This is a genomic window from Pseudomonas syringae pv. coryli str. NCPPB 4273 (assembly GCF_000972175.1).
Classification (GTDB): domain Bacteria; phylum Pseudomonadota; class Gammaproteobacteria; order Pseudomonadales; family Pseudomonadaceae; genus Aquipseudomonas; species Aquipseudomonas syringae.
In genome coordinates this window covers 69,204-94,760 of sequence record NZ_AWQP01000005.1, presented here as the reverse complement: position 1 = coordinate 94,760, position 25,557 = coordinate 69,204, and the positions used below count along the sequence as shown (strand labels likewise).

Here is a 25,557-nt window from a genome sequence, read left to right as displayed (position 1 = left end):
TCGCAATTCCCAAGGAGTTACTTCATGAAATGGTTCTACGATCTGAAGATTTCCACCAAGCTGATTACCTCGTTTCTGGTGGTTCTGGCGTTGACCGCGGCCATGGGAGTCTTTGCCATCCTCCAGCTCGGCCAGGTCAACCAGGCCGCTCAGGACATCAAGGAAAACTGGATGCCGTCGATGCGTGCGGCCGCGGGCATGCGCTTCTTCGCCGCCAACTATCGCTTGAAGGAAAACCGCCACATTGCAGCCGACACCGCCCAGGAAAAGGCGCAGATGGAGCTTGAAGCAGCGGACGCTCGCAAACAGTTCGAAACCCGCCTGGCCACCTATGAAAAGCTGGTGGTCAGTGATGAGGATCGCCAGCTACTCAACAGCGCTACGGCCACATGGGCTGCGTACCTCAAGAGCAGCGGCGAGTTGTTCGACATGTCCCGTCAGGGCCTCGAAGCCCAGGCACGAGCGATGCTGAAGGGCGAGTCCAAAACGCATTTCGACGAATTGACCGGCCAGTTGCAAAAAATGGTCGAGCTCAACGACGCCGGTGCGACTGTCGCGGGTGACAAGGGCACGAAGCTGTACGAAAACGCACGCATCTCGATCGTCGTTGTGCTGATTGCCGCCTTGCTGATAGGCCTGGGTCTGGCGCTGTTCATTGCCCGGATCATCTCCCGCCCGCTGAAAGAGGCCGCAACGGCCGCCGAGCAGCTGGCAGAGGGCAACCTCAACGCCCATATCGGCCACGGTTCCAAGGACGAAACCGGCATGGTGCTCAATGCCATGCGCAATATGGTCGGCAAGCTGTCGCACATCATCGGCGAAGTGCGTAACGCCGCCGACAACCTGGCCAGCGCGTCGGAAGAAGTTAGCGCCACCGCGCAGTCGATGAGCCAGGCCACCAGCGAGCAGGCCGCCAGTGTCGAAGAGACCAGCGCGTCGGTCGAGCAGATGAGCGCCAGCATCAACCAGAACACCGAGAACGCCAAGGTTACCGATGGCATGGCCAGCAAGGCCGCCAAGGAAGCCACCGATGGTGGCGAATCGGTGCAGCAGACCGTTGTGGCGATGAAGAAAATCGCCCAGCGCATCAGCATCATCGACGACATCGCTTACCAGACCAACCTGCTCGCCCTCAACGCCGCCATCGAAGCCGCGCGCGCCGGCGAACATGGCAAGGGTTTCGCGGTAGTGGCCGCCGAGGTGCGCAAGCTGGCCGAACGCAGCCAGGTGGCCGCGCAGGAAATCGGCGAGCTGTCGTCGAGCAGCGTGGACATGGCCGAGAAGGCCGGCAAGTTGCTGGACGAGATGGTGCCTTCGATCAACAAGACCTCCGACCTTGTGCAGGAAATCAGTGCCGCGTCGGAAGAGCAGGCAGCCGGTGTGGCGCAGATCAACACTGCCATGACCCAGCTCAACCAGGTCACCCAGCAAAACGCATCGAGCAGCGAAGAACTGGCGGCCACGGCTGAAGAAATGAGCAGCCAGGCCGAACAACTGCAACAGGCCATGAGTTTCTTTACCCTCGACGCATCGCCAAGGGCCGTCGCACAGAGCGCTACTTTCGACAGCCGCAACAGCCCGAACCGTCAGCCTCCGCGCCCACCGCAGCAGGCTCCGCGCAAGGCATTTGCGCAAAGCATGGCGGGCGCCCCGGACGAATCGGAATTTACCCGTTTCTGACTGCCGGCTTCGATAGAGACTCCAGGGGAGAACGACATGGGCTCATTGGTCACGACTCGGCAGACCGCAGCGACGGTCGAAGAAGAGGCGCAGTACCTGACTTTCATGCTCGGTGGCGAGATGTTCGCCATCGGCATTCTGGGCATCAAGGAAATCATCGAGTACGGCAGCCTGACAGTGGTGCCGATGATGCCCGCCTTCGTGCGCGGGGTGATCAATCTGCGCGGCGCGGTGGTGCCGGTGGTCGATCTGTCGGCGCGCTTCGGGCGGCAGAACTCGGCCATCACCCGGCGCTCGTGCGTGATCATCATCGAGGCCAACAGCGAGGACGGCCAGCCGCAGGACATCGGTCTGCTGGTCGACAATGTCTCAGCGGTGCTGGAGATTCCGGCGTCGCAGATCGAGCCGCCGCCGAACTTCGGTGCGCGAATTCGCGCCGACTTCATCAGCGGCATGGCCAAGGTCGACGGCAAGTTCGTGATCGTTCTTGAGGTCGACCGCGTGTTGTCCATCGATGAAATGTCCAGCCTAGCCGAGGCAAGTCAGTCGCTGCCGACCGACGTCGACGCGACGTGAGGCCTGCACATGCCTGATACAGCGTCGCTCACCGATCGCGAATTCGGCCAGTTCCAGAACTGGCTGTACAACGCTGCGGGCATCAAACTGACGCTGGCCAAAAAAGCGCTGGTCGCCGGCCGCCTGTTCAAGCGTCTCAAGCATTACGAGCTGGACAACTATGGCGAGTATTTCAAGCTGATCATGAACGATCAGCGCAACGGCGAGCTGCAAGTGGCGCTGGACCTGCTGACCACCAACGAAACGTACTTCTTCCGCGAACCCAAGCACTTCGATTTTCTGCGTCAGCAGGTGCTGCCCAAGGTGACACACGGCAAAATGTTCCGTATCTGGAGCGCCGCCAGTTCGTCTGGCGAAGAGCCCTACAGCCTGGCGATGACACTGGCCGAACAACTGGGCACCACGCCTTGGGAAGTGGTCGGTTCGGACATCAGCACTCGCGTGCTGAGCAAAGCGCGCAGCGGTCACTACCCTCTGGAGCGCACCGAAACGTTGCCGCAACCTTTGCTGTTCAAATACTGTCTGAAAGGCATAGGTCGCCAGGAAGGGACCTTTCTGATCGACAAGTCGTTGCGCAGCCGGGTCAGCTTCGTGCAGGTCAATCTCAATGACACCCTGCCGGATCTGGGCGAGTTCGACGTCATTTTCCTGCGCAACGTGATGATCTATTTCGATCAGGAAACCAAAAGCAAAGTGGTCGCGCGGTTGATTCCGCGTCTCAAGCCAGGAGGCTATTTCATCATCAGCCACTCAGAAAGCCTGAACGGTATAAATGACATGTTGAAAATGGTCTCCCCTTCGATTTACCGCAAACCATGAACACGCCTGTGGGTGTCGCCGAAATAGTACTCGGGCCTGGCGAAGTGGTCTTTCAGACCCGGCCGACTCGCCTGCGCACATTGCTGGGTTCATGCGTGGCGATTACCTTCTGGCACCCGTGGCGGCGTATTGGCGGCATGTGCCACTTCATGTTGCCCGGGCGCATACGCAGGCATCAGCCACTGGACGGCAAGTACGCTGACGAAGCGATGGAAATACTCATCCGTCATGCGCTGGCCAATGGCACTCTGCCCGAGGAATATCAGGTCAAGCTGTTCGGTGGCGGCGAAATGTTTCCTGCTCATCGTCATGACCCGCACATGCAGAACGTCGCTGACAGCAACGTTCACGCGGCGCTTGCGCTGGCCGAACAAAACCGTCTGAAACTGATGGCTCAGGACCTGGGCAGCACCGGCCATCGCAGCATCATCTTCGACCTGTGGGACGGAAACGTATGGGTCAGGCACCAACCAATGGAAGCAATGGAAAAAGATGCCAAACAAAAAAATCAGCGTACTGCTGGTCGATGATTCGGCTGTAGTTCGTCAGGTACTGGTGGCCATTCTCAACGACACCCCCGATATTCATGTCATGGGTGCGGCGTCAGACCCGATATTCGCCATGAGCAAGCTCGCGCAGGAATGGCCGGACGTCATCGTGCTGGACGTGGAAATGCCGCGCATGGACGGCATCACCTTCCTCAAGAAGATCATGAGCGAGCGGCCGACACCGGTGGTGATCTGCTCGTCGCTGACCCAGAAAGGCGCGGAAACCTCATTGCAGGCGCTGTCTGCCGGGGCGGTGGAAATCATCACCAAACCCACCACCGGCCTGAAGAACTTCCTCATCGATTCGGCTGCCGAGCTGGTTGCCGCAGTACGCGCAGCAGCCAACTCCAACGTCAGAAACCTCGGCAAACGTACCGCCGCCCCGGTACTGACCCCGGCCAGCAAACTGACCGCCGATGCCATTCTGCCAGCTGCCAGCGGCCATGCCATGGCGCAGACCACTGAACGCATCGTCGCCATCGGCACCTCGACAGGCGGTACACAGGCACTCGAAGCGGTGCTTACGGCCCTGCCCCGCGTCTGTCCCGGCATGGTCATCGTCCAGCACATGCCGGAGAAATTCACCGCATCGTTCGCCGAACGCCTGAACAGCCTGAGTCAGATCGAGGTGCGCGAGGCCAGAAACAACGACCGCATCCTGCCCGGCCTCGCGTTGATCGCCCCCGGCGGTAAACACATGATGGTCACGCGCAGCGGCGCCTACTACCACGTCCAGGTCATCGACGGCCCGCTGGTCAACCGCCATCGTCCTTCGGTGGACGTGCTGTTCCGTTCGGTGGCCAAATTCGCCGGCAAGAACGCCACCGGCATCATCATGACCGGCATGGGCGACGACGGCGCACGCGGGCTCAAGGAAATGCTCGACGCCGGCAGCGCGACAGTGGCTCAGGACGAAGCCAGCTGCGTGGTGTTCGGCATGCCCAAGGAAGCGATCAAACTGAACGCGGCGCAGCGGATCATCCCGTTGCAGGAGATTCATCAGGCGATCCTGCACCGGTGAACCCGAAGCTGTCGCCGTGCAGCCAGCGTTTCTTTCGACACCCACGTTTCACGACAGAAACCCCGGTCGCACGGCAATGCTCAGAAAAACAGCTTTATCGGGCCCACGATGGTGTCAGCAAAGCCTGATGGCCAGCGCTGGACCTGGATGACCCTGAAGCCCCGTCAGAGAATGAGACCAACTGGAAAAAAGGCTCTGCCTCCAGGTTCCTGTGCTGATTGGAGGTGCCTGATCTGTTGCTTTTATGCTCATTGCGGTAAGACGCATAGCTCCAGTGCCCCGGGGAGACATCGGAGTCCGGGCGATGGCTGCTCTGCCTTACACCGGCGGCGCTCAGCTCCTGTTCGATACTGCTGATCATCCCCCTCATTTTGCCCATGTACTCTGGGCTGTAGGTGTTGTCTGCACGGTCGGGCTTGGCGTAGATCGTGAACTGAGCGCCCAGCGCCACGCGCTGCTTTGCCGCCGGCATCTCTGCTTGCAGGCATTTCATGTCAGTCACTTTCCACGAGTCAACCGGGCTGTCGCTCGCCTGCAGTATTTTGCCTATCGCATTGAATGCATCCGGTACATCCTCAGGTGCAACGCTGAGGTGGATCTTGTCTCCGGCAAACTCCCCCTTGCAGTTCGGCTCCAAGCGATCCATATGGATGAAGACCTCAGACCCCGTCATCTTGAAATGATTGGCGGCAGTCCAGCCACCGTGATTTTCACCCAGCGCGCTTTGCGCGACGTCATAAGTGGGGGCACGGTGATTAACGGCAAAACGTGTCTGTGTGTTGGCACGCACTTCGCTCTGATTCAAACGGCGCAATTCCGCACCTGCATCCTTCTTCACAGTCGGCTGGGCAATGGCCGTATTGAGTTTTAAATTGAAGGCGGGTCTGTTGATAGGCATAGCTTTTATACCTGCTACTTATCGGTCATGAAAAAAGGGGGTTGCGCAGACAGCGCAGCATCTGTGCAACCTCTCCAACTCGCCGCTCTGCACTGGTCGTTGACGACCTCACAGATAGCTGCCCGCTGAGTGGTCAACAGGCAAATCAGGTTCCATGAAACAGGATCAGGAAAACTGATCGCCTTTCGAGAAACCGACATCGTGTTTGATCTTGCCGTTCTCGAACTGGTCCATCCAAGGCAGCACATCGGCGCCGGCCGCTTTCAGGGCGCCCATGTTGTCTTTCACGGCCTGGTTGGCGCCGTCGCGCTGTTCGAAGTTACCGCCTCCGGTCCAGTTGGCGTTACCGACTTCACCGATTTGCGGCTTGAAGCCCGCGCTCGTAAGCGCCTTGATCTCCGATGACAAACGCGAGGAGGCATCGGCACCGCTGGCGTACTCATGGATGCTGCCAATCAGGCCAGGGTTGTTGCTGCCGTTGGCGGCTTTCAACTGATCAGCGTATTTGACCAGTCCGCTTTCCCCGCCGGCTGTCAGACCACCACCCCAATTGCTGTCCTCCACCACGATGTCGCCTTTGTAACCTGCGTCGCGGGCTGACTTGATCAACGTGCTCTGCATATCGGCCCAACCTTGAGTGGCACTCTTGCCGCCCTCATTGAACGTATCGAGTACAAAACTCGGATGGTTTCCAAGGGCAGAAACCACGTTTTTGACATCGTCGGCGGCTTGTTTGAGCTTGTCGCCGGACAAGACATTGCCACCACCGCCATTGGCGTTGTCACGAAACGTAAACTGAATCTTGACCCCTTGTTTGTCGCCGGCATCGACCATCGCCTTGAGTTTGGCCATTTGCGCCGGGTCATTGATCTGGTCATGGGTCATCTGGATGCGAAGTGTTTCCCCTCCGGCATTTTTCACGTCTTCGACCATTTTTTGCGCTGCCTCAGGAGACGCAATCCGGTCAGGAACCGTATTCGCGCCGCCATGAGAACCCAAGCCAGTGTTATTGAACGGTTCGGCTTGATTTGGCTGCTCAGACAGTCCTGAGTCTGGCGTCGAACTGGCAGCACCGCCGGGAGAAGCAGAAGCCCGACCTGGACCGGACGAAGCAGGGGACGGGTTCTCGGAAGGGTTATTTGCAGAAGAGTTACTTGCGAAAGAATCACCGAGCAAGCGTTTCAGCAGCGCCTGAATCAGCGTCGTCAACGCCTCGATCAAGTCACTTTGATCGCCCCCTCCTGCTTGTCCATTCCCGGTGGTGGCGGTTGTCGGCGCGCCATTCCCCCAACTCACCGTGTTCGGCGAGCGCTGGGTACTTTCCGGAGGAAGAAAGTGCACGGCATTGCTCGACGATTTACCTGAATAGTCCGGACTCGGAGCCTGGTCGCCCGGTGAGACAGGCGACCACCCCGGGCTGTTGTTGCTTACAGAGGTATTCATGCTCATTTCATTACTCCTTTTTTGTGGAGGTAACGCGTTTGGGTGAACGGGGTTTTGTGCAGGGTTTCAGAAATCCTCTTTATCGTCTGTCAGCGCTCAAGCAGATGGAAATTCATTAAAAGGGGCCCTTTAGATAAGCCCGTTCTGCGTCTCGCAAGATGGCAATATCCACGGCGTTGGGTAGCAGTCTTTTGGCCTCGGTAATGTTTGCCAGCTTGACGCTTTGAGATTCAAAGCCCATGTCGGACGGTGTGCCATCTATGCGTTTGGCAAGGTAATAACGAGTACGGGATGTCGTTCGGTCGTAGTCACCGATAAAGCCGTGGAATTCCACCAGAAGCCCCGTCTCTTCGTAGACTTCCTTGAGCGCATTGGTCCTCAAGTTCAGACCGGCTTCCTGCTTTCCCTTGGGAAAAGCGTGCGTTGCGCCGAACGGGTGATTGGTCGGCTCGGTGATCCATACCCTGCCGTCGGGCTCAAAAATGATCGCTCCACTGGCGGGAGCAAGGTGCGGAGAACGCTTAAATTCCGGCTCTGTGAAGTTGACCGCCCGGGTTGTAAATCGGCGCCAGCCATCCATCGTGTTCGGGGGTGTGAATGATCTGAACGGCAGGTTGTTCATGCTGCCACGGACAGCGCTGTGAGGTACAAAAACGGCTGTTGCGTATCGATCACGCCACGTATCCACCGCGCTGGGTGACGTGGGTTTTTTAACAGTGACAACATCGCCGCGCTCGTTCTTTTGGCGATGAATATAAGGAAGCGTCTGCTTCATATCGACAAGCCACTTCTTCCGACTGATCAGTCTCTTGCCGAGCTCAACGCGTTCGCTGTGATTGCCAGGGCCGTGTTCTGCGCACAGTGCGGCAATACGCGCGTCCGGTATTTTTTCTATCGCTGCAATACCCTCGCGGATGTCATTACGCTCGATTTTCCGGAAGGCACGACTGGACGAATTGTCTTCACGAGACAGCATCGTGACCAGCTCCATGGGCGTGGTACCGAACTGATGACCCTTGTGCTCCCCTTGGGCGCGGAAGACCAGCGCACCGCCAAGGTCGATGCGCACAGCTTTGTTACGGTGATTGAAGATGACATTGTCCCCCGTCAGACCGATGACATCCCAGTTCGCCAGCCAGGCATCCACCGCGAAGCCGCACTTCAACTGGCTATTTTTTGCCAGCGTATCGAGGTCTTTGGGGTTCCCTACTATCAGTTTTGAAATCAGTGCGGGCTTGCCTTTGCGGGACGCCAGTTCTATGTCAGGAACATCGATTCCTGCGGCGCGGTACAGCCTGGAGGCAAGCACCTCGTTTCGAAGTCTATTGGCAGACGGGTTGGTTTTTACGTACCACTTAACGCCATTGGGCGCTTGAAACAATCCACCTGGATTAGAGCCCTTGGCGCCAGAGAGTTGTTTCCATTTGTCAGTCTCGACGAGGGCGAATTCACTTCCCCTCTTGGACCGCCCTAAAACCGTAATGTCGACGACAATGAACTCACCGCTCCGGCGAGCCTGCGTAATTTCGTACCGGTTGGTGATATCCAGAATGACTTCATGTTCACTCTTGCTGGCCACCGATAACGGCAACCGGCTCTCACTGAGTGTCACACCCTTTGCACCACTGTGGTTGAGCGCGGGAACGGCAGGCATCGCTTTCAATACAAAAAGAACCGGTGTTTCTTTTTTCCTGTTCGCGTTCACCAGCGCAAAGCCTTGCGAAACGGCTGACACTGTCGAGGCGCTGGCCACCCCAGTCGCGGTGTAAACGCCTTTAACCACGCGCAGGCCGTGAATAAGACCATGGGCTATTTCGCGACTGCGGTAACCCTTGGAGGTATTCAGCAACAGCGACGCCGCCTCATCATCCAGAGATATCCCCCGATAAAGCACTTTAGGATGATCCGACTTGGCCAACTCGATGGAGTAGCGCGGTATGGAGGCTCTCAGGTCCGCAAATTCCTCCTCGGTTGTTTCAGAGGCCGTGTACTTCTGCAGCAGTCGCATGAACTCTTTGCCGTCTATCGAATCCAGTACGCTGTCCTGCCGCCCCGCCAAACGACACTCTTCGGCAGTATTGAATTCCTCCACTGGAACTCCCTTGCCTCGCCCTCGCGAAACAAAGTTGGGCACTTTATTACTGGCAGGCCCCAGTGCCGAGGTACTTTGAGCGTTTGAAAACCCATGGTGAATAAAATTGTGTTTTACGGGATTTATCATTAAGCCCTCCTGAACGTTCGTCTTGCGGCACGCGATGAACATTCGTCCCTGGAGTTACAAGCATCAGGACTGTTATCAGACTCGAACGCCATCAGCCGATACTCACAAGGCAAATAGCCACTTTTCGGGTTGATCCAATCATGGATGACGCCTGTTGATAATGAAGAAGCTCGAGAAAGCAGCCAGTTGCTATCACCGACAGAATATTGAAAATAAGCAGCGCTTATAATTGGCTGAATGGCATTCATCGCAAACACTCATCGCCCGCATTTACTGGAAAATTGAGTAAATGAGTGTCGCAGTGTGCTATGCGGTTCCATTAAGCACACAAGAGGGGCTTCTTTAATGGAGAGCTATCACTGTAAGTGATCTACATTCGTGGCGAATGTCTTAAAGCCAATGCAAGGAATACCTTGGCTACTTGCGTGACCGTAGTGTATGAAGTGATCAGACATAAGTCATATGACAACATATAAATAATGCGCCATATTTAGTTACGTACCAACAGCTCAAGACGGCACACATTCGCTCCAGCAGAGCGTGTCGCAACCGTGCAAAAGGCCAACGGTAGCTGGCGGACCAACGCCCCACATGGATTTTTTCGACGCAACCCGCAGAGAAAATCGTCGGGCTGTTCGGGCACGCATGAGAAGATACCGGCACATCACTTCAATGCTTCGTTTTTCAGGCATCAAAGCCGACCGCCATGACCAGACCCGTAACGCTCAAGGATGTTGCCAACCATGCAGGTCTTTCCAAGGCTGCGGTGTCGCGCTATCTGAATCGAAGCATCAGCCTGCCGCCGGAGACCGCGAAGCGTATCGATACGGCGATCAAGGCGCTGGACTACCGGGGCAACAGTCTGGCCCGGCGCCTGAGCAAAGGCGGCAGTGAAACCATCGGTCTGGTGCTGCCGGACATCGCCAACCCGTTTTTTGCCGAGCTGGCAGACGCGGCCGAGGAAGAGGCGTCCGCACATGGTTACAACCTGGTGCTGTGTGTCACCCGCAACCTGCTTGAGCGCGAAAGCACGTTTGTGCGCTGGCTGGATTCACGTAACGTCGATGGCTTGCTACTGGTCAGCAACCGCCCGGATGACGGCACGCTGGCCAGCCAGCTGATGAGCTACCGCAATATCATTCTGCTCGACGAAGACGTCCCCGGCACGTCGCAGCCCAAAGTGTTCGCCGACAACCATCAGGGCGGTCGCCTGGCAACGGACTATCTGCTCCGCCATGGCCATCGACGCATCGCTCATGTGTCCGGGCCGTCGGCCTTGATGAGTGCCCGCGAACGTTATGCAGGCTACCGGGAGGCGCTGACGCTGGCGGGCATCGCAGAAGTGCCGGAATACCTGTGCTTCGGGGATTACAGCCGTGAGTTCGGGCGTATCGCAACCGCTCAGCTACTCGCCCTGCCCCACCCTCCGGAGGCGATTTTCGCCGCCAGTGACTTCATCGCTCTGGGCGTGCTCGATGTCCTGCGTGAGCGCAACATCAGCGTGCCCGGTGCCATGTCGCTGGTGGGTTTCGACGACGCCGTCTACGCCAGCCTGCTGACCCCGCCGCTGTGTACCATCCGCCAATCCTCCAGAGAGCTTGGCCGTCTCGGGGTAGCGCAACTGCTGCAGCGAATGACGGGCGGCGACTGTGCGCAGGACGTCGTGCGCGTACCCGTAGAGCTGGTCTGCCGGGGCACGGTAGCAACGCGCAGTGACTGATTGCGGGGCAACCAGTAACACCCGGCATTAAATCAGTGCACTGCCGTTTGCCTCCTGAAAGGCCGATGATTGCGGAAAACTGTGGCGCATCAAGGATGTACGGTCACTGGCAGGCGTCACGAAAAAAATGGCACACAATCTGCTTCCTCTAGTTTTCAAACCTGAAGACAAAGCTCATTTGTCTTTTTTTTGAGACGACTGGTAAACCGGTTTACCGATCTGATTTGCCACACCGGCAATCAGGCTAGGAGGATGGCAATGCTGCGTTTGAGCAAGCGTTTCACCCTGACCCTCGGCGTTGTTTTGGCCTTGGCGTTGTCACCCATCATTCAGGCCCAGACCGGCAAACGTCTGGCTCTGGTACAGGTCAACCAGCAGGCGCTGTATTTCACCCAGATTACCCAAGGCGCACAGGCTGCGGCGAAAGCTGCCGGCGCAGAGCTGGTGGTGTTCAACGCCAATGACAACCCGTCAGCCCAGAACGACGCCATCGAGGCCTATATTCAGGACAAGGTCGACGCCATTCTGGTCTGCGCCATCGACGTCAACGGTATCAAGCCGGCGGTCACCGCAGCCGCGCAGGCGGGAATCCCGGTGGTGGCAATCGATGCTGTGATCAATGGCGACAATGCCGTGCAGGTCGGCGTGGATAACCGTGAGGCAGCCCGGCAGATCGGCCAGTACACCGGCGAATACATCAACCGCGAACTGGCGGGCAAGGCCAGCATCGGCGTGGTCGGAGCCCTCGGCTCTTATGTGCAGAATCTGCGTCTGGACGGCTTCCGCGAGGGTCTGGCAAAGACCGCCAGCCAGGCGAAGATCGTCAATACCGTCGACGGTAACAATGTGCAGGACACCGCCCAGGCGGCGGCGGAAAACCTGCTGACCGCCAACCCTGATCTGCAGATCATTTATGCCACTGGCGAACCCGCCCTGATTGGCTCGGTTGCCGCGAGCGTGTCGCAAGGTGCCGGCGAGCGGGTCAGGATTTTCGGGTGGGACCTGTCCTCTCAGGCAGTGCAGGGTCTGGATGACGGCTCTGTCGCGGTGGTGGTGCAACAGAACACCCAGGCCATGGGCAAGACGGCGGTGGAGTCGGCACTGGCGCTGCTGTCCGGAAAGACCGTGGCTCGCGAACAGAGTATTCCCGTCACGCTGGTGACCAAAGCCAACCTGGCAGCCTATCGCGCCGAATTCAAATAAGGGGCTCAGCATGCAGACGCCTGGCGAAGTGCCTCGGGTACAGATGAGTGCCATCACCAAACACTACGGCTCGATAGCCTCGTTACGCGGTGTCGATCTGCTGTTGCAGCCCGGTGAAGTGCTGGGGCTGGTGGGCGACAACGGCGCAGGCAAATCCACGCTGACCAAGATTCTGTCAGGTGCGGAGTTACCGACCAGCGGACGAATCGCCATCGATGGCGAGGAAGTCAGTTTCAGCGGCCCGGCAGATGCGCAGCGCTGCCATATCCAGATGGTGTATCAGGACCTGTCGCTGTGTGACACCGTCGATGTCGCCGGAAACCTCTTCATGGGCCGCGAACCGATGCGCCGTGTGCTCGGCGTGCCGTTGCTCGATGAGACGCGCATGCACCACGAAGCTCGGCAGATTCTCGAAGCATTGGGCATCACCATTCCTGATACCCGCGCGCAGGTACGACACCTTTCCGGCGGCCAGCGCCAGGCCGTTGCGATTGCCCGCGCGGCCGCCTTCGGCCCTAAGGTTCTGATCATGGACGAGCCCACCGCGGCCCTCGCGGTAGCCGAAGTCGAAGCGGTGCTGGAGTTGATTCGTACCATCAGCCGCCAGGGCGTCAGCGTGATTCTGATCACCCACAGGTTGCAGGACCTGTTTCTGGTCTGCGACCGCCTCATGGTGATGTATGACGGTGCCAATCTGGCCGAGCGAAGGATCGCCGACACCGATCTCAACGAGGTCGTCGAACTCATCGTCGGGCATAAATTCACTGCCCGCTCCGCTAGCGCCAGAAAGGATATGACGCCATGAAAACGCTCGATCTCACGCGCCAACGCATTCTGCCGCAATCGCTGTTCAAGCGCCTGCTGCACGATTTTCCCGGCGTGGTCAGCATCGGCCTGTTTTTCGCCCTGTGCTTCGTGCTGTTCGCGCTGGTGACCGATAACTTTTTAAGCGGCGCCAACCTGCTCAACGTTATCCGGCAGAACGCGCCGTTATTGATTGTCGCGGTGGCGATGACGCTGGTGGTCACCACCGGCGGCATCGACCTGTCGGTCGGCTCGACCCTGGCGCTGGTCGGTGCGCTGGCGGCCATGGCGCTCAATGCCTGGCATTTGCCCTGGCCGCTGGTTCTGCTCGGCGGGCTTGCCGTGGGCGCGATGATCGGGGCGCTGAACGGCTACTTCATCGCCTACGCGGGCATCCCGGCCTTTATCGTCACCCTGGCCACCCTGACCATTATTCGTGGCCTGGCGATGCTGCTGACGCAAGGTTATTCGATCCCCGTTCCACGCGAGGAAGCAGCGTTTCTGGCCTTGGGTCGCGGCTGGTTTCTCGGCGTGCCGCTGACCGCCTGGCTGGCCTTGCTGGTCACACTGGGCGGGGTGCTGGTGCTCGGCAAAATGCGCTTTGGCCGCTACCTCACGGGTATCGGTGCCAACGCTGAAAGCGTGCGCCGCGCCGGGGTGAATCATCGCGGTGTGCTGCTGCGGGTCTACATGCTCAGTGGCATGGCGGCCGCCCTGGCCGGCATGATCGTCACGGCCAGGCTGGGCAGTGGCTCCTCGAATCAGGGCGAAGGTTTCGAACTGGAAGTGATTGCTGCCGTGGTCCTCGGCAGCACCAGCCTGTTCGGTGGCTTCGGCACGATTGTCGGCACACTGTTAGGGGTACTGACCATGGCTGCAATCAAGAACGGGCTGATTCTGGCCCACGTCTCACCGTTTTACACGCAAATCGCCACGGGCCTGATCGTACTGCTGGCGATCTGGCTGAACACGCGCATTCTACGTACCGGCCGCCCACTCGGGAGGGCTGGAGCATGAGCCTGTTTCGTCATCCTTCACCCCTGCCCCTCGGGGTCGACAGCGGCCATGCCATGACGGTGCTGGGGCCAGTGCCGGTCGAGCGTCTTGGCGTCACCCTGATGCACGAACACATTCTGCTCGACGCTTCGGGCAAATGGGTCGCACCCAGTTGCTGCGGCGAGCGACACCTGGCCGAGCGCCCGGTGAGCATCGAACTGCTCGGCGAGCTGCACATGAACCCGCTGGTCAGCCGCGACAATTGTCAGTTGTTCGATGTCGACCTGGCCTGCGAAGAACTGCTGAAGTACCGGGCGCTGGGCGGGGAAACGGTGGTCGATCCGACCAATCTGGGCATCGGCCGCGACCCGCAGGCCTTGCAGCGGATTTCCCGTCTCACCGGCCTGAATATCATCATGGGTGCCGGTTTCTATCTGGAACCCTCGCACCCGCATTACGTGCACGAACGCTCGGTGGAACAACTGGCGGAGCAGATCATTCATGACGTGGGCGGCGGTGCAGAGAAGCCCGAGGTGATTGCCGGCCTGATCGGTGAGATTGGTGTTTCTGCCGCGTTCACGGCTGACGAAGAGAAATCACTGCGCGCTGCAGCCCGTGCAAGTGCCGCGACCGGCGTGCCGCTCTCGGTGCATCTGCCCGGCTGGGAACGCCTCGGCCACCGGGTACTGGACATCGTTGAGGCAGAAGGCGCCGACCTGCGCCACACGGTGCTGTGCCACATGAACCCGAGCCACAGCGACCCTGCGTATCAGCATGCACTGGCGGCACGCGGCGCGTTTCTGGAATACGACATGATCGGCATGGGTTACTACTTCGCCGACGAGCACGCGCAGTCGCCCAGCGATGAAGAAAACGCGCGGGCCATCGTCGCCCTGATCGAGCACGGTTTCGGCTCGCAAGTGCTGTTGTCTCAGGACGTCTTTCTGAAAACCATGCTGACCCGTTACGGCGGCCATGGTTATGGCTACCTGCTGAAACACTTTGTCCCGCGCCTGCGCCGTCATGGCGTTACCGGTGAACAGCTCGAAAACCTTTTGATCGACAACCCGCGCCGGGTCTTCCAGCGCGGCTTCCAGGCTCCTTTTTCATCGCAGAGGAATGCAACGTCATGAAACAGTCCGTATTGCTGGCTGGCGAATCATGGGTCAGCACGTCAACCCACATCAAAGGCTTCGATCAGTTCGACAGCGTCACCGCGCACAATGGCGCACGGCGCTTGCTCGCGGAGATGGCAGACAGCGACTATCAGATCACTCAAATGTGCGCCGATCAGGCCCAGACCGACTTTCCGGCCACGGTTGAAGCACTCAGTCAGTATCAGGCGGTGATCCTCTCCGACATCGGTGCCAATACGCTGCTGCTGCACCCGGACACCTGGCTGCGTGGCAAGCGTACGCCCAACCGGCTCAAAGCCCTTCGCGAATACGTCTTGCAGGGCGGTGCATTGATGATGGTCGGCGGCTACTTCAGCTTTCAAGGCATCAACGGCGGCGCGCGCTACCGCGGAACGCCTGTCGAGGAAGTCTTGCCCGTGCGCTGCCTGCCTTACGACGATCGTGTCGAAGTGCCGGAAGGCTTTCTGCCGCAGATCAACAGTGGTCACCCGATACTGCAAGGCCTGGGCGGCGAATGGCCGTACCTGCTTGGCTACAACGAAGTTGAATTGCATCCCGAAGCTCAATTGCTGGCCACCGTCGAAGGCTCTCAGCACCCGCTGCTCGCCGCGCGTGAGGTCGGTGCCGGACGCACGCTGGCGTGGACCAGCGACCTTTCCGAACACTGGCTGCCGGAAGCGTTTCTCGACTGGGAAGGCTATCGCCGCTTCTGGATCAACAGCCTCGACTGGCTGACCCGCCGTACCTGACCGGAGGCTCCAATGCTCGATGACCCGATAGCCCTGACCCGAGCCCTGCTGGCGTTCCAGACCCTCAACCCGCCGGGCGATGAAGAAGCATGTGCGGCTTTTCTTGCCGAACAGCTGACCCGCCACGGGTTTGTCTGCGAGCTGCAGCGTTTCGGTGAGCGCCGTTTCAATCTGGTCGCCTGGCTTGAGGGCGACGGACCCGGCAAACCGCTGGGGTTCACCGGCCACCTGGATACCGTACCGCTCGGCAATGCCACCTGGAGTCACTCGCCGTTTGCCGGTGAGATCGTCGACGGCCGGCTGTACGGGCGAGGGTCCAGCGACATGAAAGCGGGCATTGCCGCCTTCATCGTGGCCTGCCAGCGCAGCCGTGATTCCATTCGGCGCGGGCCCGGCGTTCGTCTGATACTCACCGGCGGAGAGGAAACCGGCTGTGACGGCGCCAAGGCCCTGTGCAGTGACGCGCCCCATTTGCTTGGTGAGCTGGGCGCACTTCTGATCGGAGAGCCGACAGCCAACTACCCGATACTCGGACACAAAGGCGCGCTATGGCTGCGCTGCGCCAGCCATGGCCTGACGGCCCACGGCGCCATGCCGGAAGAAGGCGTGAACGCTATCTATCTGGCCGCCGAACACATTGGCCGCGCGCAGACCTTTGAAGTAGGCCCTGCGCATCCGCTCATGCGCAAGCCGACGCTGAACGTCGGCACTATCAGCGGCGGCCTGAACATCAACTCGGTGCCGGACTACGCAGCGTTCACCCTGGACCTGCGCACTGCACCGAATCTGGACCACGACGAGATTCGCGGACGACTGGCGGCCCATCTGGGCAGCAGCGCGGAGCTGAGCACCCTGATTGATCTGCCTGGTATCTGTGCCAGCCCCGACGAGCCGTGGGTGCAGCAGGTTTTTGCACGCTGTCAGGCCTTGCATGACGCCCCCCTGGAGGAAAAGGCGGTGCCCTACTTTACCGATGCTGCGGTGCTGCTCCCCGCAATCGGCTATCCGCCCACCCTTATCCTCGGCCCGGGAGAGCCTAGCATGGCGCACAAGGTCGATGAGTATTGTGAAGTCGACAAACTTCAGCAATGCGTCGCGCTGTATGCCGGATTGATCGAAGACTGGACAGTCATGCACGCGCCGATGAACGACTGACGCAAGACTCTCACCAGCCCTTCATAGCCTTCCTCGTCGGCATTCGCTCGGCTCACATTCAAACCGGCTGCTCCAGGCGGCCACTCACCTGGAATGTGCATAGCCATGACAAGGATGTAAACCGTTCTGGACAGCGGACGGGTTGAACGCGTAATAAGGTGCCTACAAAATTTCCCTAATGGACAGCACATTAATGGCACTACGCGGTGATGAGGCGGACGACCATGAGTTCCGCAGCCGGTCATATCCCGTCCAGGAAGATATGGCGCAGCAGCGTCGAGTCTGGCGCTTTGAGCGCATCGGCTGGGCAGGCCTGATTGTGCTGATAGTGCTGACCCTCGCCGGCTTGTTTTCCAAAGGGCCATTGAGCCAGGTCGAGCCTCGAACAGCAGATGGCAAACTGCAGGTGAGCTACGAGCGTTTCAGCCGCAACGGCAGTCAGGACGATATGATTGTCACGTCCAAAGGCGCCCCCTCCGAAATGCGTTATCTGGTCGTCGGCAGTGGGCTGCTCGAAGGCGTGTCGATCGAGAAACTTAATCCCCAGCCTGCGCCCCTTCACAGCGAAGGCCGTGATCTGGTCATTCCGATGCAGGCTGACAGGGACGGTTTAGCCACTTTGTACCTGACTGTTCGCAGTAACGGGGTGGGACTGTACCGAGGGCAAATGCATATGCTGGGTGGCGAAACGCTGCCGATGCCCAGGTTTATCTACCCTTAGAGAGAAAGCGATTTATGGATGCCGTGCTCAGAGCAGCAGCGATTTATTTTGTCTTGATGGTCTTGTTTCGTGTTGCCGGACGCCGCTCCCTTACCGACCTCACCACCTTCGATTTCGTCCTGTTGCTGATCATTGGCGAGGCCACTCAGCAAGCGCTGCTGGGCGATGATTTTTCGGTGACTAACGCGATACTGATCATCTCCACGCTTATCGCCATAGACGTCGGCTTTTCCCTGGCCAAACGTCGATCGAAGCGGCTGGCCAAATTTCTGGATGGCGGCCCTACGATCATCGTGGAAGACGGCAAGCCTCTGACCAAACGAATGAGAGAGGCGCGCATCAGTGAATCAGATGTGATGGAGGCAGCACGAACCACGCAAGGGATCGTGGAGATGAAGGACATCAGGTACGCGATCATTGAAAGGAACGGCGAGATATCGGTCATACCGTTCAAGTGAGGAATCAGCGCTAAAGCTTACCTGCGCAGAGCTTCATGGCGACATCCTGAACATCTTTACCGATCACATCAGGCTGGGTGCCGATCGGGTTGAGCACCTTTCCAGGACGCTCGACAAACGCAGTGCGACACCCAGCCTGGGCGGCGCCGGCGATGTCCCAAGCGTGCGCAGCGACCATGATCATCTGATCCGTGGCGATGCCCAGGCGCTGTGCGACCATTTGGTAGGTTGCCGCGGCTGGCTTGAATTGACTGATTTCGCTGCCTGCCATGATGTGCTCGAAGCAGTCGGTCAATCCTGCAAATTCGAGCTGTTGCTGCAGCGCCTCCAGCGCGCCATTGCTCAGGGCAATGAGCACAAATCCGTTGTCCTTCAATAACTGCAGTGCCTGATGAACGTCCTTGTGCGCAGGAAGAGACTTGATGCCAGCGGCCAGGGCCTGGCACTGATCGTTGCCCACTTCCACCTGGTGCCGTGCGGCAACCATTCTCAAAGCGCCCTGCGCCAGATCACCAAACGCCTGGTACTGGCCGGTTATGGTGTTGGTCATCCAGCACTCTTGCAGCGTCAGAAACCATTCGGTGCGCAAACGGCTGTCGCCGAACAGTCCCGCGAAGAAAGCGTCGAGCGCGGCCAGATCCAGCAGCGTCTCGTTTACGTCAAAAATGATGTGTTTGAGCATGCTATGAGCCCCTGTTGCCTGCCTGAAGTAATGACCTCGAAGGAGGCGCCCAGCGGATGCTGACATCCGCCAGCACCGCCAAAGGTCACGATCAGATCACTGGCTTACGCCTGCTCTTCCTGCTCGTCATCATCGTGCTTGAGTGCCGGCTTCATGCCTGGCTGAGGCGCGTGCTCGGCATTCGGCGCGATTTCTTCGCCGTGGTTCTTTTTCTCTTGCTGGACTTTTTTGTCGTGGGCAACGTTACGTGGATCGGTCATGGGAATTCCTTGATTGGCAGAGGATTCGAACACCCATCGACGTGATGCATGGGTTTGAGCGCCGGGGCAAGATTTGGAGTCAGGCCGTAGCAAGGCGTTCAGTGCATTTGAACCGGCATGCGAATAGCGGGTTTGGGCCTGAGCCCAGGCGACGGTGTCATGACTCGGCGGACGCCAGCTTGAACGCCGGCGACTGAACCAGCTCCATGATCACTTCGCGCAAGGACTGCGCACACGGAGACAGCTCGCGATACGCCAGCGCCAGCACATAGGCGACAGGTGTGCCTGGGCCCGTCAGCTCCCGACAGGCCAACCGCCCCGGCTGTCGTCGGGCATAGCGCTGCGGCATGAGCGCCACGCCCATTCCCCCAGCCACCAGCGCAGCCGTGGTCTGCATCTGGCGAGGCTGTTGCACGACTCGAGGGGTAAAGCCTGCACTGGCGCAGGCCAGCAGAATATGCGAGTGCATACCCGGGCCATGATGCGGGGCGAACAGAATCCAGGGTTGGTCTGCCAACGCCGCAAGAACGATGGATGTCTGCTCGGCCAAGGGATGATCCTGCGGCAGCACCGCAACCATGCGGTCCTCGAACAGCGGCTCGATCTGAATATTGCCGGGGTCGATGACCGGCAACACCAGAATGCCGACGTCCAGCCGGTCATTGCGCAGGCCTTCAAGCTGCTCGGGTGGGGTGGCCTCCTGCAGTTGAATATCGACGTTCGGGTTCGCGGCCTGATAGCGACGCAGCAGCGCCGGCAGTAAACCATCGACCACGCTGTCGACAAAGCCCAGGCGAATCGTGCCGATCATGCCTGCCGCTGAGCGACGTGCCATTTCACAGGCCCGTTCGGCCTGCAGCAGCGTCTGCCGCGCCTCGGCCAGAAACACGACGCCCGCAGTGGTCAATTGCGTGGAGCGCGTACTGCGCAGCAACAACTGCACGCCCAGGCATTCTTCCAGACGACGAATCGCAACGCTCAGGGGCGGCTGTGACATGTTCAAGCGCTGCGCGGCCTTGCGAAAATTCAAGGTTTCAGCGACCACCACGTACTGACGCATCAATTTCAAATCAATCATCTGATATTTTTTTAGTATCAATGAGCTATCAAATTAGTATGTTACAAATAAATGAGCGTTGCACATACTTCATGGTTCAACGGCTAGGGGCGAGATCGCTCACAGCCTGGTCTATCGAAGAAGGGGCGCTGATTTGAACACGCGAGCGTACGGTGTCGCCGCACTGGCCGGCTTTGTTGGGGGCAATGTTTCCAGTTTCATCAAATGGGGCACGGAAATACCCTTCCCGCCTCGCACGCCGGACCGCCCGGTTCCGCCCGTGGAGATGCTTGATTCGCTGGGCATCAACGCTCAGCAGTTGACTTATGTGTATTCAGAGCATGTGGTGAATTACGGCAGTGCTCTGGTCCACCATGGCTTTTCCATCTTCTTCGCCATGTTCTATTGCCTGCTGGTACTCAGGTATCCGCGCGCCGCTCTTTGGCAGGGTCTGGGTTTCGGCCTGTTGATGACCCTGGGGTTTCACGGCGTCATCCTGCCAGCGTTTCATTGGGCACCGCCGCTGTGGGAGCTGCCCGCGTCGGAGTTGCTGTCTGAAACGTTCGGGCACTTGCTGTGGATGTGGGTGATCGAAGTCATACGGCGGGACTTGCAGCAGCGCTGGCTGCCTCACACCCGATCGGCCTGAGCAGTACGTTGCCTTGCGACAGACACATGGAATTTCCCTGTAAACGGAGTGACCCGATGAAATCTCTATACACACTGGCTCTGGCCTGCGCCGCCTGCGCGGGCATGGCGAGTGCCAATGCCGACGTGCAATCGGTGCCGAAAGAGTCTACGCAAATGACTCACAGCAACGGTCAACTGCAACCGCCTGTTTCGTATGCCACGCTGTGGGCTGACGAAAAAGGTGCCACGCATGTGGGCCACTGCCGCCTGGAAGGCCTGGAGTTCAAAAGCTATGCCCCGCCAGCCGCGCCGCAATGGGTTGGCGTCTCCCCTGACGATATTGAAAGCATCGCTTATGCGGTGCTGCCGGTGGGATACGTCGGCAACTGGCACCACGCGCCGGGTCCACAATGGGTCATCACCCTGCAGGGGCAATGGTCAGTGGAGACCACCGATGGCAGTGTGCTGGTGCAAGGACCGGGAGAGATGCAGTTCAATGCCGACACCCGGTCCCGGCCGCGTCCGGATGACGAGCGTGTAGGCCACCTGACGCGCACCGTGGGTGATCAACCCAATGTTCAACTGATCATCAAACTTAAACCGGGTGCGGCTGACAAACGTACCAATGGCAGCTGTGCCTACTGATCGCCCACGGACCTGAACCTATGAAACCGACCCGTAAAAAACACTTTCTGCGCCCCTCCTCATGGTTATTGGGCGGTGCGCTCCTGGCCGCAGGTTCAGCAGGCGCAACCGACGCCGTCGCCCCTGTTCGGCAAGTGGTTATCGATCCGGCCTTCAGCCAACTGGTTGCCCCCCAGGCTCGCGTCGAGCTGCTGACCGATCAGGCGAAGTGGGCAGAAGGCCCGCTGTGCCTGGCCGATGGTCGTTTGATCTGGAGTGACATCAAGGCCAACAAGGTCAGCAGCTGGCAGGCAAAGGATGGCGTGTCCACCTGGCTGGAAAAGGCCGACTTTCAAAATGGGCATACGCTCGACGGCCAGGGCCGTGTGGTGGCGGCCTCGCATGGCAAGCGCGGCATCGTGCGGCAGGAGCCCAATGGTGAGTGGCATACGTTGGTCGACACCTACCAGGGCAAACGGCTGAACAGCCCGAACGATGTCGTGGCGGATAAAAGCGGCGCTCTCTGGTTTTCCGATCCCACCTTCGGGGTGCTGAGCAAAAGCGAGGGCTATGGCGGCAAGCCCGAGCAAGGCGGCGAGTTCATCTATCGCTACGTACCCGACACCGGGCAGATCACCCGTCTCGACACTCCCGAAGTCCACTCGCCCAACGGCCTGGCCTTCTCGCCGGATCAACAGCTGCTTTATGTGGCCGACTCACAAATGGCCCACGACTTCACCAACAAGAAGCTGGCACATCGCATCATGGTCTATCAGGTGCGCGACGGTCGCTTGATCAACGGCAAGGTGTTCGCTGACATCCAGCCCGGCATCCCTGACGGGATCAAAGTCGACGCGCTTGGCAACCTGTGGAGCAGCAGCAAGGAAGGTATTCAGGTGTTTTCCGCAGCAGGCAAGCCACTCGGAAAACTGCTGGTCGCGGCTGCCGATACCAGCAACCTGACGTTCTGCTCCAGCGAGCAGGCAAGCTGGGCGTACATTACCGCTGCCAACAAGGTGCTCAGGGTGCAGGTGATGAAGAGCGTAGCTGGTCAGTAGGACTGTCTTGTTGCCCGTTGGGTAGCAGTAGACAGATTCAAAGCCCGGCACATTGCGCCGGGCTTTGAATACCGTGCCTAGAACCAAGTCTCCATCTGAATGCCGAATTGCCATACACCTCCGGAGTTGAAATCACTTTTGCCGAAGTTGCCGGTCGTGCTGTAGCGGTCCAGGTCCGAAGACCAGTTCATGAGGCTTGCGAACACTCGCAGTTCGGGACGTGTGAGCAGGTCACCCATGTCCGGCTTGAAGGTCGGCGCAACCGTAAACTTCCAGAAGCTACCGTCAACCGCATTGCGTTGCAGGTAGCCTTGCGGGTCGAGGTCCATGGTTTGCCAACTCAGCTCGTAGGCCATCTCGAAGTTGCTGTTGATCTCGTTGGCCAGGCGCATGTTCAGCGTGAGCCAGCGGTAATCGTCGCCTTTGACATAGCGGTCTTTGCTCTGCTCGGCCAGCAGGCTCGGGCCGATGCGCCATCCCGGCGCGATAGGCGTCTCGCCATACATGGCCAGACGCAACGCGCGGGCGTCGTCGAGCAGTTCGCCATCCGAGCCAATGTCCTTGACCTGTGCACCCAGGCCCTGCCCATAAAGCAACGCGGTCTTGAAGAAGCCTTCGCGGCCGAAAAAGTCCTTCTGGTGATTGGCCAACATGGTGTGCAGGCCTGAGTCTGCGGGCGCAAAACCGGCTTGATTGGTGCGCGTACCGACGTCGTTTTTCTTTGCGCCAATGGCGTTGAACATCCACTGCCACTGACCATTGTCGAAGAATTGGTTGGAGGTCAGGATGTAGCTTTCCACATCAGCATCGATGCCGCCCTCACTGAAATCTCCGTAGTTACGTCCGATCAGGGAATAGTTCGAGCGCCAGTCCTTGGTCATCTGTACATCGTAAATACCGCCACCGGTACCGGCCAGAAAGACCACGTCCGAGTCCAGCCAGTGGATATCGAAATTATCCCTGTCGAAGCGCTTGCCGGCCCACAGGGTGGAGTTCTCGAACACCGAATTACCCTTGAAGGCGGCGATGTGGTCGAGTTCGGTAAATACCTGACGCACGTTCAGGCTGCTTTCGGTAGGTGTCCAGTCGTTATAGCTTTCAACGCCGTCGGCGATGGAGACAGTGAACTTGGAACGTGTGCCGTTCTGCGCGTAGATCTCTTTCGACAGATCGAAGCGCATGTAGGTGTCGTCTTCGTTACCCAGGCGCCCGACCGCCCCACCGACTGAGCCTGCGGGGGTTGTATAAGGCCCACCGCGACCGCCGCCCAAACCGTCGTTGATCAACAGACCGGAGCGAGCGTAGCCCTTGAAGCTGAACCCGTCGGTGAGGTGTCCGGCACTGCCTGGCTTCTCCATGCTTTGCTGGCGGGCTTCGAGTTTTGCCACGCGATCATCCAGGGCGGGCTGTGGACTGGCTGCCACAGTCGACGCGGAAGTGGGCGCGGCAGGCTGCGCAGCGGGGGTGGCGAGTTTGAGTTGCTGAAGCTCACGGGCGAGCGCCTGGGTTTGCTGTTCGGCTGCGGCTGCACGTTTTTCCGCAGCGCTGGCACGGGCTTCGAATGCGGCCATCCGCTCTTCCAGCGTCGCGGCCTGAGCGACGCTTGTCGACGTACCGAGTACCCCTGCGAGTAGCCATCTTGATGCGTTCTGCATGTGGACTTCCTGTTTTGTTTTTATTGTTTTCGTGACGTTGGCCGAGCCTTTTCTCTTCAGCGAAAAATTGTGCAAATCGAAGAAAAAAGGGTGCCACATCGAAAATACGCTGCTAAATTGACGATGTTAACGTTAACTTTTATAAAAACAAAAATAAAGAGGGCTCTATGAAACAGCTGAAATCTCTTCTTCCCGCCGCGCTGCTCACCCTGTCTGCCGGGTTTCCTGCGCTGTCGAACGCAGCCGATCTGACGATCTCGTGCGGGGCCGTCGGCGCTGAATTGCAACTGTGCAAGGAGGCAGTCGATAGCTGGTCAAAACAGACCGGCAACAACGTTCAGGTGGTATCCACGCCTAACTCTGCGACCGAGCGCCTGTCGTTCTACCAGCAGATCCTCAGTGCCCAGTCCACCGACATCGACATCATTCAAATCGACATGGTGTGGCCGGGGATGCTCGCCAAACACCTGACGGACCTGCGCGAACTGCTTCCGGCGACTGCGACACAAGGCTATTTCCAGGCCCAGGTGGACAACGCCACCGTCGACGGCCGGCTGGTGTCGATGCCCTGGTTTACTGATTCGGGGCTGCTGTACTACCGCAAGGATCTGCTCGACAAGTACCAACAGCCGGTCCCCCAGACCTGGGAGGACATGACCGCTACCGCCAAAAAAGTGCAAAAAGCCGAGCGCGATGCGGGGAACGCCACTATGTGGGGGTATGTGTTCCAGGGGCGCGCCTATGAAGGCCTGACGTGCAACGCCCTGGAATGGATCAGCAGCCAGCCGGACGGCGGACTGGTCAACCCGCGCGGAGACATCGTGGTCAACAGCCAGGCCTCAAGAGTCGCGCTGACCCTGGCCAAAAGCTGGGTCGGCGACATCTCCCCGCCCGGCGTCCTCAATTACACCGAGGAAGAAGGCCGTGGCGTGTTCCAGTCGGGAAATGCACTGTTCATGCGCAACTGGCCTTATGTCTGGGCCTTGGTGCAAAGCAAGGACAGCGCGATAAAAGACAAGGTCGGCGTAGCGCCCCTGCCCAGTGGCGGCGCGAACGGCACCCACGCTTCAACGCTCGGAGGCTGGGGCCTGGCGGTTTCGCGCTACAGCCGCAACCCCAAGCTGGCGGCAGAACTGGTTGCCTACCTGACCAGCGCCCAACAGCAAAAACAGCGTGCTCTGGCAGGTGCCTACAACCCGGTCATCGAGTCCCTGTATGCCGACCCCGAGTTGCTCGCGGCGATGCCTTACTACCCCCAGTTGCACAGCATCCTCAGCAATGGGGTCATGCGCCCCGCCGCCATCACGGCCAACGGCTACCCACGCGTCTCCAACGCATTCTTCGATCGGGTGCATAGCGTGCTGGCGGGCGATATACCGGTTGATCAGGCACTGGTCGAACTGGAACGCGAACTGACCCGCATCAAACGCCGGAACTGGTAAG

General features: G+C 59.1%; 25 protein-coding genes. 18 read left to right on the top strand and 7 right to left on the bottom strand.

What is annotated here, in order from left to right:
- Window positions 1–24: 24 nt before the first annotated feature.
- The 5 genes from P406_RS04525 to P406_RS04505 are packed head-to-tail and all read left to right on the top strand — an operon-like array spanning window position 25 to window position 4,644.
- Window positions 25–1,680: a methyl-accepting chemotaxis protein gene (locus P406_RS04525; protein WP_046235467.1), complete on the top strand. Its 1,656-nt coding sequence runs from the start codon at window positions 25–27 to the stop codon at window positions 1,678–1,680.
- Between the two features lie 36 nt (window positions 1,681–1,716).
- Window positions 1,717–2,256, top strand: coding sequence for a chemotaxis protein CheW (locus P406_RS04520; protein ID WP_003347066.1), 540 nt, complete (start codon window positions 1,717–1,719; stop codon window positions 2,254–2,256).
- Between the two features lie 9 nt (window positions 2,257–2,265).
- A complete protein-coding gene (locus P406_RS04515) occupies window positions 2,266–3,075 on the top strand; it encodes a CheR family methyltransferase (RefSeq protein WP_003414795.1) in 810 nt (269 codons plus the stop codon).
- Complete coding sequence (gene cheD / locus P406_RS04510) at window positions 3,072–3,605, top strand: chemoreceptor glutamine deamidase CheD (RefSeq protein WP_046235466.1); 534 nt, start codon at window positions 3,072–3,074, stop codon at window positions 3,603–3,605. Before P406_RS04515 ends, cheD begins: the two co-directional genes overlap by 4 nt.
- Window positions 3,568–4,644 carry a protein-glutamate methylesterase/protein-glutamine glutaminase gene (locus P406_RS04505; protein WP_003423093.1) on the top strand — a complete coding sequence of 359 codons (1,077 nt, stop codon included), beginning with the start codon at window positions 3,568–3,570 and terminating at the stop codon, window positions 4,642–4,644. The genes cheD and P406_RS04505 overlap by 38 nt, the downstream gene beginning before the upstream one ends.
- A 94-nt stretch (window positions 4,645–4,738) precedes the next feature.
- Here P406_RS04505 and ospF read toward each other — a convergent pair whose 3' ends face one another.
- From ospF to P406_RS04490, 3 genes are all read right to left on the bottom strand, one after another.
- Window positions 4,739–5,542: a type III secretion system effector phosphothreonine lyase gene (gene ospF, locus P406_RS04500; RefSeq protein ID WP_003414793.1), complete on the bottom strand. Its 804-nt coding sequence runs from the start codon at window positions 5,540–5,542 to the stop codon at window positions 4,739–4,741.
- Between the two features lie 165 nt (window positions 5,543–5,707).
- Window positions 5,708–6,502: a cellulase family glycosylhydrolase gene (locus tag P406_RS30085; protein ID WP_256216468.1), complete on the bottom strand. Its 795-nt coding sequence runs from the start codon at window positions 6,500–6,502 to the stop codon at window positions 5,708–5,710.
- A 598-nt stretch (window positions 6,503–7,100) separates the two neighbouring features.
- Entirely contained in the window at window positions 7,101–9,206 is a 2,106-nt protein-coding gene (locus tag P406_RS04490) for an NUDIX hydrolase (protein ID WP_162234469.1), read from the bottom strand.
- Between the two features lie 706 nt (window positions 9,207–9,912).
- Here P406_RS04490 and P406_RS04485 point away from each other — a divergent pair.
- From P406_RS04485 to P406_RS04445, 9 genes are all read left to right on the top strand, one after another.
- Window positions 9,913–10,926 (top strand): LacI family DNA-binding transcriptional regulator, encoded by a 1,014-nt coding sequence (locus tag P406_RS04485; RefSeq protein WP_046235465.1) that lies wholly within the window; start codon window positions 9,913–9,915, stop codon window positions 10,924–10,926.
- A gap of 258 nt (window positions 10,927–11,184) precedes the next feature.
- Complete coding sequence (locus tag P406_RS04480; RefSeq protein ID WP_003347042.1) at window positions 11,185–12,129, top strand: substrate-binding domain-containing protein; 945 nt, start codon at window positions 11,185–11,187, stop codon at window positions 12,127–12,129.
- Window positions 12,130–12,139: 10 nt separating this feature from the next.
- On the top strand, window positions 12,140–12,934 hold the full coding sequence (locus P406_RS04475; RefSeq protein ID WP_046235464.1) for an ATP-binding cassette domain-containing protein: 795 nt from the start codon (window positions 12,140–12,142) through the stop codon (window positions 12,932–12,934).
- On the top strand, window positions 12,931–13,950 hold the full coding sequence (locus P406_RS04470) for an ABC transporter permease (RefSeq protein WP_003371220.1): 1,020 nt from the start codon (window positions 12,931–12,933) through the stop codon (window positions 13,948–13,950). Before P406_RS04475 ends, P406_RS04470 begins: the two co-directional genes overlap by 4 nt.
- A complete protein-coding gene (locus P406_RS04465) occupies window positions 13,947–15,062 on the top strand; it encodes a phosphotriesterase family protein (RefSeq protein WP_046235463.1) in 1,116 nt (371 codons plus the stop codon). The genes P406_RS04470 and P406_RS04465 overlap by 4 nt, the downstream gene beginning before the upstream one ends.
- A complete protein-coding gene (locus P406_RS04460) occupies window positions 15,059–15,814 on the top strand; it encodes a glutamine amidotransferase (RefSeq protein ID WP_046235462.1) in 756 nt (251 codons plus the stop codon). The genes P406_RS04465 and P406_RS04460 overlap by 4 nt, the downstream gene beginning before the upstream one ends.
- A gap of 12 nt (window positions 15,815–15,826) precedes the next feature.
- Window positions 15,827–16,969: a M20 family metallopeptidase gene (locus tag P406_RS04455; RefSeq protein WP_046235461.1), complete on the top strand. Its 1,143-nt coding sequence runs from the start codon at window positions 15,827–15,829 to the stop codon at window positions 16,967–16,969.
- A gap of 178 nt (window positions 16,970–17,147) precedes the next feature.
- Complete coding sequence (locus tag P406_RS04450; RefSeq protein ID WP_244467793.1) at window positions 17,148–17,690, top strand: hypothetical protein; 543 nt, start codon at window positions 17,148–17,150, stop codon at window positions 17,688–17,690.
- A 14-nt stretch (window positions 17,691–17,704) separates the two neighbouring features.
- Window positions 17,705–18,148 carry a DUF421 domain-containing protein gene (locus tag P406_RS04445; protein WP_017278666.1) on the top strand — a complete coding sequence of 148 codons (444 nt, stop codon included), beginning with the start codon at window positions 17,705–17,707 and terminating at the stop codon, window positions 18,146–18,148.
- Window positions 18,149–18,158: 10 nt separating this feature from the next.
- On the opposite strand, the gene P406_RS04440 is transcribed toward P406_RS04445, so the two are convergent.
- The 3 genes from P406_RS04440 to P406_RS04435 form a co-directional block, all read right to left on the bottom strand.
- The gene (locus tag P406_RS04440) at window positions 18,159–18,830 is read right to left on the bottom strand and encodes a haloacid dehalogenase type II (RefSeq protein ID WP_046235459.1); all 672 of its coding nucleotides are present in this window, start codon (window positions 18,828–18,830) and stop codon (window positions 18,159–18,161) included.
- Window positions 18,831–18,934: 104 nt separating this feature from the next.
- Window positions 18,935–19,090, bottom strand: a complete 156-nt coding sequence (locus tag P406_RS27110) for a hypothetical protein (RefSeq protein WP_003317799.1) — start codon at window positions 19,088–19,090, stop codon at window positions 18,935–18,937.
- Between the two features lie 157 nt (window positions 19,091–19,247).
- Window positions 19,248–20,168 (bottom strand): LysR family transcriptional regulator, encoded by a 921-nt coding sequence (locus P406_RS04435; RefSeq protein WP_046235458.1) that lies wholly within the window; start codon window positions 20,166–20,168, stop codon window positions 19,248–19,250.
- 133 nt (window positions 20,169–20,301) lie between these two features.
- On the opposite strand from P406_RS04435, the gene P406_RS04430 reads away from it, so the two are divergent.
- The 3 genes from P406_RS04430 to P406_RS04420 are packed head-to-tail and all read left to right on the top strand — an operon-like array spanning window position 20,302 to window position 22,459.
- Window positions 20,302–20,796 (top strand): YagU family protein, encoded by a 495-nt coding sequence (locus tag P406_RS04430; protein WP_046235457.1) that lies wholly within the window; start codon window positions 20,302–20,304, stop codon window positions 20,794–20,796.
- Between the two features lie 56 nt (window positions 20,797–20,852).
- Window positions 20,853–21,422: a cupin domain-containing protein gene (locus tag P406_RS04425; RefSeq protein WP_003403348.1), complete on the top strand. Its 570-nt coding sequence runs from the start codon at window positions 20,853–20,855 to the stop codon at window positions 21,420–21,422.
- A 20-nt stretch (window positions 21,423–21,442) separates the two neighbouring features.
- Entirely contained in the window at window positions 21,443–22,459 is a 1,017-nt protein-coding gene (locus tag P406_RS04420) for an SMP-30/gluconolactonase/LRE family protein (protein ID WP_046235456.1), read from the top strand.
- A gap of 77 nt (window positions 22,460–22,536) precedes the next feature.
- Here P406_RS04420 and P406_RS04415 read toward each other — a convergent pair whose 3' ends face one another.
- A complete protein-coding gene (locus tag P406_RS04415) occupies window positions 22,537–24,114 on the bottom strand; it encodes a carbohydrate porin (protein ID WP_046235455.1) in 1,578 nt (525 codons plus the stop codon).
- Window positions 24,115–24,281: 167 nt separating this feature from the next.
- Here P406_RS04415 and P406_RS04410 point away from each other — a divergent pair, with 167 nt between their 5' ends.
- On the top strand, window positions 24,282–25,556 hold the full coding sequence (locus tag P406_RS04410; RefSeq protein WP_004409861.1) for an ABC transporter substrate-binding protein: 1,275 nt from the start codon (window positions 24,282–24,284) through the stop codon (window positions 25,554–25,556).
- Window position 25,557 lies beyond the last annotated feature (1 nt).